Genomic DNA, 17,447 nt, shown 5'->3' on the forward strand with positions numbered 1-17,447 from the left:
TGTTCTCAAATCACAACACATACTGTCTCAGTGAGTAAAGCGGGCTTTTGCGCGGTTCCTACAAGACACGTATTTTGGCCCGCTCACGTTCAGGCACCGTTCCCCCCATCGGGTAAGCCTTGCGAAACCTACTCGGGTCATTCGATTTGAGGCGCTTCTCTTCACCTTGTAATAAGCGTTCTTTATGCCGGCACGTCTGTCATTAAATTTCACAAAATGCCTTGTTCACATCAATACAGGCGGAAAAGATTGCGGGAACAAAGAATCGTCAATTGACGAATTAGCTCTGTCATGGCTAGATGAAAGAAGCGTAGTTATATCTGTCAAGTGAAACAAAATTACAAAACTAGATAAATGGATTAGAGCAAATATGAATGAACAGTATTCTGCAATGCGAAGTAACGTCAGTATGCTCGGAAAACTTCTTGGCAATACCATTAAAGAGGCACTAGGCGAAAATATTCTTGATAAAGTAGAAACAATCCGCAAGTTATCAAAATCTTCGCGGGCGGGCAGCGAGAAGCATCGTCAGCAACTGTTGAACACGCTGCAAAATCTGTCCAACGATGAGCTATTGCCGGTTGCCCGCGCATTTAGCCAGTTCCTTAACCTGACCAACACCGCCGAGCAATACCACACCATTTCTCCCCACGGCGAGGCAGCCAGCAACCCGGAATTGCTCGCCAAAGCCCTTAACCGCCTAAAAGAAAATAAAAACCTGACGCAACGAGACATCCGTGAGGCGGTTGAATCGCTTTCTATTGAGCTGGTGCTGACGGCGCACCCCACCGAGATTACCCGCCGGACGCTGATCCACAAGCTGGTTGAAGTGAATACCTGTCTTAAACAGCTTGATCATGACGATCTGGCCGATTATGAACGTAAGCAGATTATGCGCCGTCTGCGCCAACTGATTGCGCAATCCTGGCATACCGACGAAATTCGCAAAATTCGTCCCACCCCGGTGGAAGAAGCTAAGTGGGGCTTTGCCGTGGTTGAAAACAGCCTGTGGGAAGGTGTGCCCGCCTTCCTGCGTGAGCTGGATGAACTGCTGGAGCAATCTTTTGGTTACCGCCTGCCTGTTGAAGCCGTGCCGGTGCGCTTTACCTCCTGGATGGGGGGCGATCGCGACGGCAACCCGAACGTCACCGCCGACGTCACCCGTCATGTGTTATTGCTCAGCCGCTGGAAAGCCGCCGACCTGTTTCTGCAAGATATTCAGTTTCTGGTATCGGAACTGTCGATGTCCGAATGTACGCCGGCGCTTCGCAAGCTGGCCGGCGGTGACGAGGTGCTGGAGCCCTACCGCGCCATCATGAAATCATTGCGCACCCAGCTCAACGCCACGCTGAGCTATCTGGAAGCCCGTCTCAAAGACGAAGAGCGGCTGCCGCCAAAAGACCTTCTGGTCAGCAACGAACAACTCTGGGAACCGCTGCTCGCCTGTTATCGGTCACTTCATGCCTGTGGCATGGGGATCATCGCTAACGGCCAACTGCTGGATACGCTGCGCCGGGTGCGTTGCTTCGGTGTGCCGCTGGTGCGCATTGATGTCCGTCAGGAAAGTACCCGGCACACGGAAGCGCTGGCTGAAATAACCCGTTATCTGGGGCTCGGCGACTACGAAAGCTGGTCTGAATCCGATAAGCAGGCGTTCCTGATCCGTGAATTAAGCTCTAAGCGCCCGTTACTGCCACGCCACTGGGAACCGAGCGCAGACACCAAAGAAGTGCTTGATACCTGCCGCGTCATCGCCAAAGCGCCGTTGGGTTCTGTCGCGGCCTATGTGATTTCAATGGCACGCACCCCGTCTGACGTGCTGGCGGTTCACCTGCTGCTTAAAGAAGCCGATTGTCCGTTTGCCTTACCGGTCGCGCCCCTGTTTGAAACGCTGGAAGACCTGAACAACGCGGATGAAGTGATGACGCAGTTGCTGAACATCGACTGGTATCGCGGCTACATCCAGGGCAAACAGATGGTCATGATTGGCTACTCCGACTCGGCGAAAGATGCGGGCGGCATGGCGGCGTCGTGGGCGCAATACCGTGCTCAGGACGCTCTGATCAAAACCTGTGGAAAAGCGGGCATCGCCCTGACGCTGTTCCACGGCCGCGGAGGTTCCATCGGTCGTGGCGGCGCGCCAGCGCACGCCGCGTTGCTGTCTCAACCGCCGGGAAGTCTCAAAGGCGGCCTGCGCGTGACCGAGCAGGGTGAAATGATCCGCTTCAAATATGGCCTGCCGGAAGTCACCATCAGCAGTCTGGCGCTCTACACCGGCGCCATTCTGGAAGCCAACCTGCTGCCCCCGCCGGAGCCTAAGCAGGAATGGATAAAAGTGATGGATGAGTTGTCTCGCGTCTCCTGCAATATGTATCGCGGGTACGTGCGTGAAAATCCAGACTTTGTCCCTTATTTCCGCTCCGCCACCCCGGAACTGGAGCTGGGCAAATTACCGTTGGGTTCCCGCCCGGCAAAACGCCGCCCCAACGGAGGGGTGGAAAGCCTGCGCGCAATCCCGTGGATTTTCGCCTGGACGCAGAACCGCCTGATGTTACCCGCCTGGCTTGGCGCCGGCGCCGCGTTGCAAAAAATCGTGGATGACGGCAAACAGGCGCAGTTGGAAACCATGTGCCGTGACTGGCCGTTTTTCTCTACCCGCATCGGAATGCTGGAGATGGTGTTCGCCAAAGCCGACATGTGGCTGGCGGAATACTATGACCAGCGTCTGGTAGATAAAAAACTCTGGCCGTTAGGGAAACAACTGCGCGAGCAGTTAGCCGCCGATATCAATGTGGTGCTGACGATTGCCAATGACGATCACCTGATGGAAGACCTGCCGTGGATAGCGGAATCTATCGCCTTGCGTAACGTTTATACCGACCCATTGAACGTACTTCAGGCCGAGTTGCTGCATCGTTCGCGTCAACAGGAACAGCCGGAAGCGGAGGTAGAATTGGCGCTGATGGTCACGATTGCGGGCATTGCCGCCGGTATGCGCAACACCGGCTGACCGCCGCATTGGGCGCTTCAGTAACAAACAAAGGCCGGTCTGTAGACCTAAATGCCGTTCACTTAAGCGTCACGAGACTTCCGGTGAAACGGAGAGTGAGGCGGAATATTAAGCACCGAACGATCATACCGCCTGTTCAGCGGGTGTAGGCACTGAGAGGTAGAATGGGAGTACGCGCGTACTCCCAGATAAACGGCAAACATGATGATGCGCCGCGATACTGTATCAGACGTTGTCGGAATGAGAGCGATTTGACGTCAACGATCCAATATCAACCTGTTCGCTTAAACTTTCCGCGTGTTTGCCACGTAGCGCGGCCCAAGAGGAAGAAAACAACTCAGCGATGCCGTTCATTGTATTGACGATGGATTTACCTAACGGAAAGGTTAATGCCAGGGAAGGATGTTCTATCTTTTGTAACTCATCCTCGGTGATTTCAACGTGGGTGCCGGGACCGTTGTGCAGTTGCTCCACCGCTTTATTAGCGATAAGTTCCACCATATTGCGGTTTTTCTGCGCGTCAGTTGTCATCAACTTACTGAGTCCTCCCAGATGATTGGCTGTCAGAATACCGGTTCCCATGCTCAACACCTCCGTCGGCGTGTTCACCATAATGCTGGTGACTTTTTGCACCATACTGGGGATCAGGTGCGCGCGTCCCATGATATCGAAGGGTAAAAACCCTACCCCAAGACTGATGACCGAACCGATCCCCATTGAGTTTATGGCAAGGCCGTCACCTGGCGCAGCAGCAAGCGCACCGGAAGTCTCTTGCTTGATCTGATGTGAAAGCGCCTTGTGCGTTCCGTTCCGGTTCTGCGTTTCGGCTTGCAATTCCGGCGCAGGGAAAAAGCCTTCGTTCATTTTTTGTATCACGCCGGCGCTCATCTCTTCGTGCGATTTGGCTAATTCGCGCGGCACCATCGCGGCCGAAGTCGAAGCGGCAATCTGATTGGTCATCATACTCACTGGCATGGTGGCCCATTTTTGCGACAGACCGGCAATATTGTTGGGCACGGACCCAATGGCGGCGATAGAACCGGATATCGCTGAATCTTTCAAGTCATCAACCAGTTCACCAAACGATTCCGGCAGCAAAGGCTCGTGCTTAAAAGCGCCCATCAGACGCTTGATCACCAGCGAATCCATGGTTTCGGCAAACAATGGCGTCAGGGACGCCAGTACAACGTCGGCGAATTTAGTCGCCGGATGCTCTTCGCCCAACTGTGACGATAAACTGTGGGTGACCGCGCCCCAAGCAATCACATCCAGCGCATAGGCCAGACCGCCGCTGCCCACCATGCTGGCCGCCATCGCCCAACCAAGTTCTTTGCTAAAGGATTTCTCGCTGATCACCGATTGCAGCGCTTGCGCACCTAAGCGCCCGCGCAGATCCAGCGTCACCGGATCGTGGTCGTTAAGGCATTTCTCCACCAGTTCTTTCATCTCCGGGTGATCGGACGCGACCTGGTAGCGTACATCCTGAAGAAATGCGAAAGGGTGAATTTCACCGACATGGGCCAAATCCGATGGGAAATTTTCGCCGTCGTTCGATGCGTCCTCGGACTGAAGATGGCCCGGTTGTAATCTGGCCTCTTCACCAAAACCCAGCGTCCCTTTTTTGATGGCCTGACGCGTGGTGTAAGTCATCAGGTCGATGTCGGCTTCCTGGCTGGAGCCATCTTTAAGGTCGATATTGCGTACCTCGCAACCTTTGGAAAATTCTTTGGCTTTCAGCAACACGCTGGTTTCCAGCGGCAAACTGAGTTTTGCGGGTTTGGAAAGATCGAGAGCGGCGGACTCTTGCGGATATTTATTCTGTACATAACGCAATATCGCCTGTATAGCGTTGTTACTGCTTTTAAACTCGCCGTTTTTTCCACGGCTGACCGAGCCGGTCATTGCTTCTGGATGCTTGAATTCGTCGGTGGATATCTTCTGCGCTATCGCTTCCATATAGGCGTCTTTCTCCGCACGTTTAACTTGAACAATGCGCGGAAGAATCGTTGCCAGAGAAATCAGACTTGCCTGAGCTTTTGTGTGGCCGAGTCCTCTGAGCAGCAAAGTATGTAACCGTATGTTTTTCCCAAATTGGGTAAGATTGTCTTTATCATCGCGAGGCGGGTGGGACGACTGGGTGGCGGATGAGGATGACTTTTTCTGCTGGATAAGCGGCGTTTGCAAACTGTTGTCGCTGTCCGAGCTTGACAAAGTGGAACCGGATTGCGAAGCGCCCTTACCAGAGTCCGAGGTTTCTGGATCTATCCAAGGGGTATAAGTGGTGGAGGATATTGGATTCATTAGTTAAGTGTCTACACATATTCAATGGTTGATGTTTGTGAGCGACCAATTATGTACAAACCTTATCGTATAAAGTTAGGCCGCATAACTGGAAGCTAACGCGCCAATGCCTGCGGAAATATCCTGATATGCTTTTGTTTCCATACATTTATCAGTAATTGCATCACGCTAGGTTACAATATCGCCGATGCATAAAGCTTAAACGGCGATCTTATTGAGTGGCGTTTCCCACTGAAATGGTTGCATAGAGAATACTTAATTATTAAAACCGGGAGGAAAAAACGGGAAGCCATCTTCATCACAACATGCCCCGGCCATTGAACCGGAGCGGTCAAGTGTCAAAGGCCCGCGATCCGGTTAACCGTGACGCGCCAGCGTCTACATGAACGGTATTCGTCTATAAACCGGCCTTTCAATCGCTCAAACCAAATACTTCTCCTGTAAAAACTGACGAGCCCGTTTGTCCAACCCATATTCGGCTTCAAGCCAGCTATCGACAGAGCCATAACGTTCATCAATTGCTTGCAACGCCGTCACGATAAATTCTTCCTGCACCGACAGCACATAAGAGAACTGCCGTAATGCTTTTTCATTGAGCGTTTTGGCCAGTTGCGTCACCAGTTGCTGACGGAAAGGAGCCAGCGTGGTATCGGTCAGCAGATAGTCTTCCACCACCGTTTGCTCATCCGCCCCCAGCGCGAACATCACCAGCGCGGCCCCCATCCCGGTGCGGTCTTTACCCACGGCGCAATGCTGTACCAGCGCGCCTTGATCCGGCTGCAACAGCAGCGCCGCCAGTTGGCGGTAAGCCGAATTATCAAATGGCAAACGGCGATAGAGCTCCAGCATAAACGCCCGCGAATCAAACGCCGCCAGTACATCTGATCCTAACGAATCCAGATTCGCCGTCACTTCATGACGCAACGGGTTGGCCGGAAACGCATGGTAGTTCGCACCAGACCAAAGCACATCGGGCTTAACCGCAATCTCGTCCTCATCCCGATAATCAACGACGTGAGAAACCGGAACGCCGGCAAGATATTCACAGTCGGCCTGACTCAGCAAATCCAGCGAGCCGGCGCGAAACAGTTTGCCGTGACGGATGAGCCGCCCGTCTGCGGCGCGGTTCCCGCCCAGATCGCGGAAGTTAATCCCGCCGTCAAGCGGGAGTAAAGAAGGATGGAGCAACGTTGGTTCGGTCATAGATCTCCCTGCGGTGTTGTCATAAAGGGCAAGCAAGGCAACCGTATGGTGTCAGACAGCGCATCATATCGGTAACCGATTATCAGGAAGCGGGCCGCCATCAATAACGGCCAGCCCGAAATGTACGGAAGTTGAAATTACCCGGCAGCCAGCAACCGGCGGGTGGCATCCAGCAAAACCTGGATAACGGTCGTTTCAGCCAGTTTTACCGCCGCCGCATCCGGGGTTTCCTGTTGGGTACGATTAACTATCACACCGGCGATCATCCCGGCTTTCAACCTCTGACTGGCGCACATGGTCAGCAGCGTGGCGGACTCCATTTCATAATTCAGCACGCCCATGCTTTGCCATTCTTCCATTGAGCCACGGAAACGGCGGACGACGCGGCCAGAAAACGTATCGTATCGCTCCTGACCGGGATAAAACGTATCGGATGATGCGGTCACGCCAATGTGCAGCGCAACGCCAGCCGCTTTGCCCGCATCGACCAGCGCGGTGGTACAGTCAAAGTCGGCGACCGCCGGGAATTCCATCGGCGCGAAATGCAGGCTGGCGCCGTCGAGACGCACCGCTGCCGTGGTCACCAGCACATCGCCCACCTCGATCCCTTCCTGAATGGCGCCGGTAGTCCCGACACGCAGGAAAGTACTAATCCCGAGCTGAGCCAGTTCTTCTACCGCAATCGACGTTGACGGGCCGCCAATACCGGTAGAGCAGACAATCACCACCTTTCCATCCAGTTCCGCCCGCCAGGACATGAATTCACGGTGCGATGCCAGAAACGCCGGGTTATCCATCAGACGGGCTATTTTTTCGACACGCTCAGGATCGCCGGGAATGATCGCCAGCGTAGCCCCCTGCAAATCGCTTTTTGTCAAACCGAGATGGAAAACATCAGATTTAGGCATAACCGCCTCCAGACAAGCTCGTCGAGTAGTCGAAAAATGCTAGCGTATTGCCACATGGTTTTTAGTGACAGGCATCACTCACCAAGAAGAAACAAAAAAAACAGCATACACAAATAATGTGACATTAATCGCAAATTCAGCCACAAAAAAGTCGCTTACGGTGATACACCCTTTTATTGTAGATTTTTTAATCATCGGTACGCTTTGTCGCAATTGTGAATTTTCATAGCAGGCCCACTATAAGGAGATCGCCATGAAGACTGATAAGCCAACCGCCCTCAGACATCTGCCACGGGGACTCTCTCCAGCCGTAGCACCGCAGGCCGCCTCCACCCTGATGACGGATACCACAGATATCATCGCCGGTGAAACCACCATTCCCTCTCAGGGCGAACCGCTGCCGGCCTACCTTGCCAAACCCGCCAATCAAATGCCTCCTTTCCCTGTCGTGCTGGTGGTTCAGGAAATTTTCGGCGTCCATCAATATATTCAGGATATTTGCCGTCGTCTGGCCAAACAAGGCTATATGGCTATCGCGCCCGAACTCTATTTCCGTCAGGGCGATCCCAATCAGTGTGATGAAATTCAACAGATTCTGACCAAGCTGGTTTGCAACGTGCCCGATGCGCAAGTTCTGTCCGACCTCGACCATGCTGCAAACTGGGCCATCAAACAGGGAGGCGACGCCAGCAAGCTTGCCGTTACCGGTTTCTGCTGGGGCGGGCGTATCGCTTGGCTCTATGCCGCCCATAATCCGCAGTTGAAGGCGGCGGTCGCCTGGTATGGCAAACTCAGCGGCGCTAAGACGCTGAATAGTCCCAAACACCCTATTGATATCGCTACGGGACTCAGCGCACCCGTGCTGGGGTTGTACGGTGCCAAAGACGAGGGAATTCCGCTGGAACAGGTGGATAGAATGCGTCAGGCGCTACGCGCCGCTAATGCGGAGGCAGAGATGATTGTCTATCCGGATGCAGGGCACGCTTTTCATGCTGACTACCGCCCCAACTATCATGCCGAATCCGCACAGGACGGCTGGCAACGTATGTTGGCGTGGTTTAAAAAATACGCAGTAGGTTGAAGTTTACGTGTGACGAAATGGGGCAAAAAGATATACGCGCGGCGCAAGGAAACGGTGGAGAGAAGCTTCGCGGATGCGAAACAACATCATGGTCATCGTTATGCGCGGTTCCGTGGTCTGATAAAGTGCAGATGCAATGCCTGCTTGCGGCCACAGCGCAGAATATGAAGAAGATGGCGCTGCTGGCGCTGTGTTATCTGCTGTTACTGGCTGACTACAACGCGGTAAAGCGTAATGAGCGCCGAAGAGCGACGCTGAACGCGGTAGTGGGATAAAGACAAAAAATATCGCGTTCGCGACCAACCGTCGCTCGTAAAACAGAACCCCACGTGAAAACATGGGGTTCGTCATCAATCTGAAGGGAGGCTTTGCGCCTCCCTGTATATTACCGCGAATAATCAGGCCTGAGCTTCTCGCAAACGCTGCGCCGCCTGAACCATGTTCGCCAGCGCCTGGCGGGTTTCCGTCCAGCCACGGGTTTTCAGACCACAATCCGGGTTAACCCATAAGCGTTCGGCCGGGATGCGCTGCGCCGCTTTCAACAACAGGGCTTCCATCCATTCAACGCTCGGCACGTTCGGCGAGTGAATGTCGTACACGCCTGGGCCGATCTCGTTCGGATATTCAAACTCTTCAAACGATTCCAGCAATTCCATATCGGAACGTGACGTCTCGATGGTAATCACATCCGCATCCAGCGCCGCAATGGAATCCATGATGTCGTTGAACTCGCAATAACACATGTGGGTATGAATCTGGGTATCATTCTGCGCCACCGCCGCATTCAGACGGAAAGCATCCACCGCCCAGGCCAGATATGCATCCCAGTCGGAACGATGCAGCGGCAGACCTTCACGCAGCGCCGGTTCGTCGATCTGAATAATACCGATGCCCGCTTTTTCCAGATCGGCCACCTCATCACGCAGCGCCAGTGCGATTTGCTTCGCAATGGTTTCACGCGTCACGTCTTCGCGCGGGAAAGACCAGCACAGAATCGTCACCGGGCCCGTCAGCATCCCTTTCATCGGCTTATCCGTCAGAGACTGGGCGTATTTCGCCCATTCAACCGTAATGGCTTCAGGACGGCTGACATCGCCAATGATGACCGGGGGCTTCACACAACGAGAACCATAGCTCTGCACCCAACCGTTCTGAGTAAAGACAAAACCATCCAGATGCTCGCCAAAGTATTCTACCATGTCGTTGCGCTCGGCTTCACCGTGCACCAGGACGTCCAGCCCCAGACGCTCCTGCTCCGCCACCGCCTGCTTGATGTGCTCGGCAATACCGGTACGGTAGTGATTGCCATCCAGACGACCTTGTTTGAAGTCCAGACGCAGACCGCGAATTTCCGTGGTTTGCGGGAAAGAACCAATGGTGGTGGTCGGCCATGCGGGCAGATTAAAGCGCTTACGCTGGGCTTTGGCCCGTAGCGGATAAGGCTGCTGACGCTGGCTGTCCTGCGGGGTAATGGCCGCCAGACGCTGGGCGACCGCCGCATTGTTAACGCGGGCCGAGGTACGGCGGGCGCGGATCGGCGCGCTATATTCTTCCAGAGCCTGTGCGTTACCGCTATTCAGCGCCTGAGCGAGCAGGGACAGCTCCGAACATTTCTGGATGGCAAACGCAAACCAGCTTTTTACCTCATCGTCCAGACGCGTTTCGACGCTTAAATCGATCGGGCTGTGCAGCAGCGAGCAGGAACTGCCCAGCCACAGTGCGCGTTTACCGACCAGCGGTTGCAAACGCTCAAACCAGTTGCTCAGATCGGCGCGCCAGACGTTACGTCCGTTGATCACCCCCAGCGACAGAACCCAGTTGGCAGGCAGTTGCGCATTCAACGCCGCCGCATCATCTTTACCATGAATCAGGTCAACATGCAGACCCTGAACCGGCAACGCTTTAATGGTTTCCAGATTCTGGCCGATGCTGTCGAAATAGGTCGTCAGCAACAGTTTCACTTGTCCTTGCAGCGCATCATAAGCCGGTTTGAAAGCGGCCAGCCACTCCTCCGGCAGTTCCAATACCAGCGCCGGCTCATCAATTTGCACCCACTCGATACCGCGTTCGGCCAGCTCAGTCAGCACCTGCTGATAGACCGGCAGAATGTCCTGCAACAGTGACAAACGATCAAACTGCTCACCCTTCACCTTACCCAGCCACAGATAGGTGACCGGCCCCAGCAGCACCGGCTTCACCTTGTGGCCAAGCGCCAGCGCTTCATCCACCTCATCCAGCAACTGAGTCCAGGTCAGTTTAAACTGCTGACCATGGGTAAATTCCGGCACCATGTAGTGATAGTTGGTGTTGAACCACTTGGTCATCTCGGCTGCCGCCGCAGGTTCACCCGTCGGCGCACGCCCGCGGCCAATACGGAACAGCGTATCCAGATCGACGGAACCGTCAGCATTCTGATGACGCGCCGGCACGTTACCCAGCAACAGGCTGGTCGTCAGCACATGATCGTACCAGGCAAAATCACCCACCGGCAGCAAATCAACGCCCGCATCCTTTTGTTGTTGCCAATGGCGCGCGCGCAGTTCGCGTCCCGCCGTCAGCAATTGTTCCTGTGTCGCGTTGCCCGCCCAATAGCTTTCCTGGGCTTTTTTCAGTTCACGGCGTAATCCAACGCGCGGAAAACCCAGTGTGTGATTTAAAATCGTCATCGTTAATTCCTCATTTAGACGTCCAGATGTTTACACATCCATAATCCGCAGGTAGTGTATTAATCACAAGCGCAATTTATTCACTGTCACTGTGAAGGACTCTCATGATCGAATTTAAGCACCTGCGAACGCTGCAAGCACTCCGCAATACAGGATCGTTAGCCGCCGCCGCCGCCGCACTGCACCAGACCCAGTCGGCACTGTCCCACCAGTTCAGCGATCTGGAACAACGTCTTGGATTCAGACTATTTGTGCGTAAAAGCCAGCCGCTGCGCTTTACGCCTCAGGGAGAAATTCTGTTACAACTGGCTGAACAGGTGTTGCCGCAAATCCAACAGGCGTTGCAGGCGTGTCTTGAACCGCATCAGACCACGCTGCGCCTGGCGATTGAGTGCCATAGCTGTATTCAGTGGCTGACGCCCGCACTGGATGAGTTCCACCAAAACTGGCCGCAGGTGGTCATGGATTTCAAATCCGGCGTGACGTTTGACCCCCAGCCCGCGTTGCAGCAGGGCGAACTGGATCTGGTGATGACCTCGGACATCATGCCGCGCAGCGGCTTGCACTATTCACCGCTGTTTGATTTTGAGGTCAGACTGGTGCTGGCGCCCGATCACCCGCTGGTGGGAAAAGAAAAAATTGAACCCGAGGATCTCGGGGCCGAAACGCTGATGATTTACCCGGTACAGCGCCAACGACTGGACGTATGGCGCAACTTTTTACAACCGGCGGCGGTCAGTCCGGCCTTAAAAAGCGTAGACAACACGCTGCTGTTGATTCAAATGGTCGCCGCCCGGATGGGCATCGCCGCGCTGCCGCATTGGGTGGTGGAAAGCTTTGAGCGTCAGGGCCTCGTGACCACCAAAACGCTGGGAGAAGGACTCTGGAGCCGGCTGTACGCGGCCGTCAGGGACGGAGAACAGCGCCAGCCGGTACTTGATGCATTTATTCGTTCGGCGCGTCAGCACGCTTGCGAACATTTACCGTTTGTGCGGGACGCGTCACGACCCAACGCCGGTGTACCCACAGTGAGGACATAATAATTATTGCGCCAAGCATAAAACTCGGCCAATGGGGTTTTTCCTGCCAGATAGCCAGGTTGACGAGCAACGCGGCGGGAACATGGAAATTATTCATGATCCCAAGCGTACCCGCATCAACCTGGGTCGCGCCGTAGTTCCACATGAAATACCCCAGCCCCGAGGCGGCTACGCCCAACCAGATCAAAACCCCCCATTGCAACGATGTGGTAGGGAGTTTCCCGGCATTACCGAACAGTATCCAGGCCACCACCGAAACCGCCAGCGCGCCCAGATAAAACCATGAAAATGCAGTGTGCTGCGGCATCGGATGCACTTCCATCAGGCGCTTGTAACCAACCTGTCCGATAGCAAAAAAGATATTTGCCGCCTGCACCAGGATCAGCCCCCAGACGAAATGGGGACTAATTTCGTCATAGCGGATCACCGCCGCCCCCAGGACCGCCAATAGCGCACTCAAGACATATCCCCAGCGCAGCCGCTCACGCCGTAATAGATCGTAAATTAACGTGACATACAATGGCGTCATGACGGTGAAAAGTAAAAACTCCGGCACGGTCAAATACAGATAAGCCTGGAAAACAAACAGATACATAATCCCCAACTGGCAGGCTCCCACCAGTAAATACAGGAGAAGAACACGCGGCGCATAGCCGCGCCAGCGCAGGAACGGCATGAAAACCAACGCTGCCAATCCGACACGCATCAATACCGAAAACCAGCTGTCTACCTGACCGGCCAGATATTCACCAATCAAACTAAATGAAAAAGCCCACAAAATGGTGGTGATAACGAGTAATGGCACAATGAAATCCGCTCAATAAGGAAATGACCGTATTGTAATAGAGAATGGCGTTTAAGTTTCAAGCAAATGGGTTTGCATCTGAATAAATTACAGGCAAGCAAAACACGAATAAGGGATGGAAAAAAACTCAGTATAATCGGCACGCGATATTAATCCCAACGCGCATCACGATACAGGCAATACCGGCGCCTTCGCCAACAATAAAAACCCCCTTCAGTGATTACGGAAAGGGGATGTAACTCGTTAAAAACGTTTAGCAATAAGCTGGAGAAATGTGCTTATTAAATTTGCCATCTGAACCAGGCAAAAAAAACATTACCATTATTGTGTGTTCCAGGGATATACGTCGCCTGGAAAGAAAGCTTGTTGTAACTGATTGAAGCCAAAGGCAACAGAACCGGAATAGGGATATAATTCCAATTATCCCGCATCGTAACACCGGCAGTAAACCCCAACCCTAACTGGAAATCCTGATCGCGAGTGGGCCGCCAGCGCTTCTCAAAACCATAACCGCCAATCGGTTCCCATTTATTGTGCGAGTCCTTGAAAGCCATAATATACAGTGAATGCCAGTCGCTCTCCTCATCCAGACGCGAGACACCATAACCAGCGCCCCACGGACGCTCGTTATATTCATCTGTTTTTTCTTTATCGTACGTCCAACGGTTATGCCAGGTAATCGCCGGGATATAAATATCCTGATTCGGCGACGCCGACCAGGTTTTAGAGAGATTATTTTTGCTTCTCTGCCACCAACTTTCACTCTGCTCCGTCACAGCGGCATCCGTACCCATCGTTGTGCCGTCATTAGGTGAATAGCGGGCGGTGTTATTGGTGTTCACCACGCTGCTATCGTTATCCATATTCTGGTTATTCTCCATACCAATACCGGCACTATGCACCAAGAACGGCATACCGGATAACACGACCAAACTTAAGGTTATTAAAATACGGTTTAAATACATTATAAGACTCTCTGCAACGTAGCAACGGCATTGGTAGCATTCAATTGAATGGTATAGCTCAAATTATTTTGTCTGCAAAACAAGACGACAACAAAAGCCAGTTATTATGTAGGCATAAATCTCAACAGGTGCTAAATAAATTTTATTTTAATAAAGTGTTTCAGAAATTTCTTACCTGAAATAAAAAAAACCATCTAAATATCAGATGGTTTATAAATAAAAGGCTGAATGGATAAATATTGAATGGCTAAAGACTAAATACCATCACCGTATTCAAAACCGCGATTAACACCGTTAAAATATTGATCCATATCCATCGCGGGCTTATCTGTTTCCGGGCGTCCCACAATTCGGGCAGGCACCCCTGCTGCCGTAGTATGGGCCGGTACGGGCTGAAGCACGACCGAACCCGCGCCAATCTTGGCGCCGCGTCCCACTTCAATATTCCCCAAAATCTTGGCACCAGCGCCGATCATCACGCCTTCGCGAATCTTGGGATGCCGATCGCCGCTGGTTTTGCCCGTACCGCCGAGGGTGACGGATTGCAGGATAGAGACATCATTCTCCACCACCGCCGTTTCGCCGATCACAATACCGGTCGCGTGATCAAGCATGATCCCACAGCCAATCATGGCGGCCGGGTGGATATCGACACCAAACGAGACTGATATCTGATTCTGAAAATAGATCGCCAGCGCTTTGCGATCCTGCGACCACAACCAGTGCCCGATGCGATACGCCTGCAACGCATGGAACCCCTTCAGGTACAACAAAGGGGTGCAATATTGATCAACCGCCGGATCGCGTAAACAGACCGCCTGAATATCGCGCGCGGCGGAAACGATCATCTGCGGATCGGCCTGATATGCTTCTTCAGCCACTTCCCGGATCGCAATCGCGGGCATAATCGGACTCGACAGCTTGTTGGCCAACATATAGCTCAGTGCGCTACCCAGATTCTCATGTTTCAGCAATGTCGCATGAAAAAAGCTGGCGAGCATAGGTTCGCAGTCTGCCAGACTGCGCGCTTCCGCCTTAATATTTTTCCAGACTCTTTCCAACTCTTCTGTCGACATTACCCTACTCCCCGCAGTACCACTTACCACGCGTCAAAATACAATTTCTCACGATGCCATTGGCATACAAAAACAAAATGACTACGGGCTGGCGCCCCGCATGGAGGAAGCCAGCCGATAGCCGGATTATAATTTAGTACTTTCGTCTTTGCGCGTGCGGCCCAGCAGACTTAATGCCGCTTCACGGGCATCTTTGCCACAGTACAAGACTTGCCAAAGCTGTTCGGTTATCGGCATTTCAACACCGCAGCGCTGGGCCAGCGCCAGCACCTCTTTGGTGTTACGATATCCTTCAACCACCTGACCAATTTTGTCCTGCGCGCGTTGAACATCCATCCCTTGTCCCAGCATCATACCGAAACGCCGGTTGCGGGATTGGTTATCCGTACAGGTCAGCACCAGATCGCCCAACCCTGCCATGCCCATGAAAGTGGAGGGATCGGCGCCCAACGCGACACCCAGCCGCGTCATTTCCGCCAGTCCGCGGGTAATCAACGCCGTGCGGGCATTGGCGCCAAACTCCATGCCGTCAGACATTCCCGCGCCGATGGCAATCACGTTTTTTACCGCGCCGCCAAGCTGGACACCGATAAAATCGGGGTTGCTATATACCCGGAAGCTTTTCCCACAGTGCAACAGGTGCTGGAGGTCGTCGGCGAAATCGCCGTCCGTTGCGGCCAGGGCAATCGCCGTGGGCAGACCTGCCGCCAGCTCTTTCGCAAAAGTCGGACCGGATACCACCGCTAGCGGAATTTGCTCGCCTAACGCCTCACGCGCCACATCCTGTAACAACCGTCCGGTTTCCGCCTCCAGCCCTTTAGTTGCCCATACAATCCGCGCATCCGCACGCAGATGAGGCTTGATCTGGCTTAACATATCGCCGAAAACATGGCTGGGCACCACCACCAGCACATTTCTGCTCGCGGCTAATGCCCGCGCCAAATCAGTTTCCAGTTCCAGCGTATCGGGAAAAGGGACATCAGGCAGAAATGCTTGATTGCAACGCTCGGCCTGCAACGCCTGAATGTGCTTAGGTTCATGTCCCCAGAGCACAACGCGATGGCCGTTGCGCGCCAGCGTAATGGCAAGTGCAGTGCCGTATGAACCGGCGCCGACAACCGTCATGGAAGCGTCAGGCGCGTTCATCAGGCATCCTGATTTGACGCAGCGCCTTCACCCTCGGCCTGCTGCTGTAAATAGTTCATGAACAGCGCGTCAAAGTTTACCGGCGCCAGATTCAACTGCGGGAACGTACCGCGGGATACCTGGCTGGTAATGCATTCACGCGCATAAGGGAACAGGATATTCGGGCAATAGGCGCCCAGGCAGTGCGCCAGTTGAGTCCCTTCGATACCCCCTACGGTAAAAATCCCGCCCTGCTGAACTTCACACAAAAACGCCGTTTCTTCACCCAGAGAGGCCGTTACCGTCACGCGCAGTACAACTTCGTAAATGTCTTCCGCCAGTTGGCTGGACGCGGTATCCAGATCCAGTTTTACTTCCGGTTGCCATTCCTGCTGAAATACCTGAGGCGCATTCGGCGCTTCAAAAGAGATATCCTTAGTATAAATACGCTGGATTTGGAAAGACATTTCAGTGTTGTTTTGCTCAGACATGTTAAATAATACCTTTTGTTAGATTTCCCTGACGTCTTCCCTCGTCACTGAAGGAACGGACGCCTGCACATTACGTCATCTTAGCACCTATCCCGGCGCTATTGCGCGCGCAGGGATGAGGTGGTGAAACACTATTTTCCACGGACCAAAGGCAGGTTTTCACCGCTCCACCCCGCCAAACCGTCTTTCAGCACGACGACACGCTCAAACCCGGCTTTCAGCAGATTGTTCGCCGCTTCGCGTGCGGACAAACCATTGGCGCAAACCACGATAACCGGCTGAGATTTATGTTTTTCCAACTCACCTACGCTGCCATTTTTAATGTCATTGGGGAGCAGGTTGAATGCGTTGGCGATATGACCGCGGCGGTAGTCATCGCGATTACGAATATCGACAACCACGGCATCTTCTTTGTTGATCAGTTGGATCGCTTCGCTGCGAACCACATCCTTCACCTTGGACAATTTACTCTTCACAGTAAGCACAATGACGGCAACTAACAGGGCAACCCAGGCCACGCTCAATACAGGGTGCTTGCTAATGAATGGCATAATCTCTTGCATGGGGTGTAACGACTCCCGAATCAGTTAAGCGATAAAATATAAGGTTCCTGAGTATACCTGCGCGATACCGCAATTACAGCCAGTAAGCCAAGATAGCGTGCTGAATCTGCGGCGTGTTGCATAAAAATCACTGCGCAAATGATGTAACTCAACCATTCTATGCGTATACGTTCCCATTTATCTATTATTGATGCATCAGTAGCGCCAATTTCG

13 protein-coding genes and 1 pseudogene are annotated in these 17,447 nt (G+C 53.3%); 4 read left to right on the plus strand and 10 right to left on the minus strand.

Features of this window, described 5'->3' with window-relative positions:
- The first annotated feature begins 370 nt into the window (after positions 1–370).
- The gene (gene ppc / locus EH207_RS15220; protein WP_137714760.1) at positions 371–3,010 is read left to right on the plus strand and encodes a phosphoenolpyruvate carboxylase; all 2,640 of its coding nucleotides are present in this window, start codon (positions 371–373) and stop codon (positions 3,008–3,010) included.
- Positions 3,011–3,235: 225 nt separating this feature from the next.
- On the opposite strand, the gene EH207_RS15225 is transcribed toward ppc, so the two are convergent.
- From EH207_RS15225 to udp, 3 genes are all read right to left on the minus strand, one after another.
- Positions 3,236–5,221 carry a hypothetical protein gene (locus tag EH207_RS15225; RefSeq protein ID WP_137714761.1) on the minus strand — a complete coding sequence of 662 codons (1,986 nt, stop codon included), beginning with the start codon at positions 5,219–5,221 and terminating at the stop codon, positions 3,236–3,238.
- Positions 5,222–5,731: 510 nt separating this feature from the next.
- A complete protein-coding gene (locus EH207_RS15230) occupies positions 5,732–6,514 on the minus strand; it encodes a tyrosine-protein phosphatase (RefSeq protein WP_137714762.1) in 783 nt (260 codons plus the stop codon).
- A 137-nt stretch (positions 6,515–6,651) separates the two neighbouring features.
- Positions 6,652–7,422: a uridine phosphorylase gene (gene udp, locus EH207_RS15235; RefSeq protein WP_137714763.1), complete on the minus strand. Its 771-nt coding sequence runs from the start codon at positions 7,420–7,422 to the stop codon at positions 6,652–6,654.
- Positions 7,423–7,675: 253 nt separating this feature from the next.
- Between udp and EH207_RS15240 the strand changes: the two genes are divergently transcribed.
- Together EH207_RS15240 and EH207_RS15245 are read left to right on the plus strand one after the other, a co-directional pair.
- Complete coding sequence (locus EH207_RS15240) at positions 7,676–8,503, plus strand: dienelactone hydrolase family protein (protein ID WP_137714764.1); 828 nt, start codon at positions 7,676–7,678, stop codon at positions 8,501–8,503.
- Positions 8,504–8,509: 6 nt separating this feature from the next.
- Positions 8,510–8,778, plus strand: a pseudogene (locus EH207_RS15245) (transposase); the annotation flags it as partial.
- A gap of 123 nt (positions 8,779–8,901) precedes the next feature.
- Here the strand turns inward: EH207_RS15245 and metE are convergent.
- Positions 8,902–11,169, minus strand: a complete 2,268-nt coding sequence (gene metE / locus EH207_RS15250; protein WP_137714765.1) for a 5-methyltetrahydropteroyltriglutamate--homocysteine S-methyltransferase — start codon at positions 11,167–11,169, stop codon at positions 8,902–8,904.
- Positions 11,170–11,273: 104 nt separating this feature from the next.
- On the opposite strand from metE, the gene metR reads away from it, so the two are divergent.
- The gene (gene metR / locus EH207_RS15255) at positions 11,274–12,209 is read left to right on the plus strand and encodes an HTH-type transcriptional regulator MetR (protein WP_137714766.1); all 936 of its coding nucleotides are present in this window, start codon (positions 11,274–11,276) and stop codon (positions 12,207–12,209) included.
- On the opposite strand, the gene EH207_RS15260 is transcribed toward metR, so the two are convergent.
- From EH207_RS15260 to EH207_RS15285, 6 genes are all read right to left on the minus strand, one after another.
- Positions 12,115–13,014 carry a carboxylate/amino acid/amine transporter gene (locus tag EH207_RS15260; protein WP_137714767.1) on the minus strand — a complete coding sequence of 300 codons (900 nt, stop codon included), beginning with the start codon at positions 13,012–13,014 and terminating at the stop codon, positions 12,115–12,117. The genes metR and EH207_RS15260 overlap by 95 nt on opposite strands.
- A gap of 281 nt (positions 13,015–13,295) precedes the next feature.
- Entirely contained in the window at positions 13,296–13,979 is a 684-nt protein-coding gene (pagP, locus tag EH207_RS15265) for a lipid IV(A) palmitoyltransferase PagP (protein WP_137714768.1), read from the minus strand.
- A 254-nt stretch (positions 13,980–14,233) separates the two neighbouring features.
- On the minus strand, positions 14,234–15,055 hold the full coding sequence (gene cysE, locus EH207_RS15270) for a serine O-acetyltransferase (RefSeq protein ID WP_137714769.1): 822 nt from the start codon (positions 15,053–15,055) through the stop codon (positions 14,234–14,236).
- A gap of 126 nt (positions 15,056–15,181) precedes the next feature.
- Positions 15,182–16,201, minus strand: a complete 1,020-nt coding sequence (gene gpsA / locus EH207_RS15275; protein ID WP_137714770.1) for an NAD(P)H-dependent glycerol-3-phosphate dehydrogenase — start codon at positions 16,199–16,201, stop codon at positions 15,182–15,184.
- Positions 16,201–16,671, minus strand: a complete 471-nt coding sequence (secB, locus tag EH207_RS15280) for a protein-export chaperone SecB (protein WP_137714771.1) — start codon at positions 16,669–16,671, stop codon at positions 16,201–16,203. The genes gpsA and secB overlap by 1 nt, the downstream gene beginning before the upstream one ends.
- 131 nt (positions 16,672–16,802) lie before the next feature.
- The gene (locus EH207_RS15285) at positions 16,803–17,234 is read right to left on the minus strand and encodes a rhodanese-like domain-containing protein (RefSeq protein WP_137714772.1); all 432 of its coding nucleotides are present in this window, start codon (positions 17,232–17,234) and stop codon (positions 16,803–16,805) included.
- Between the last annotated feature and the right edge of the window lie 213 nt (positions 17,235–17,447).

The sequence above is a fragment of the Brenneria rubrifaciens genome, assembly GCF_005484945.1.
In the GTDB taxonomy this organism is placed as follows: domain Bacteria; phylum Pseudomonadota; class Gammaproteobacteria; order Enterobacterales; family Enterobacteriaceae; genus Brenneria; species Brenneria rubrifaciens.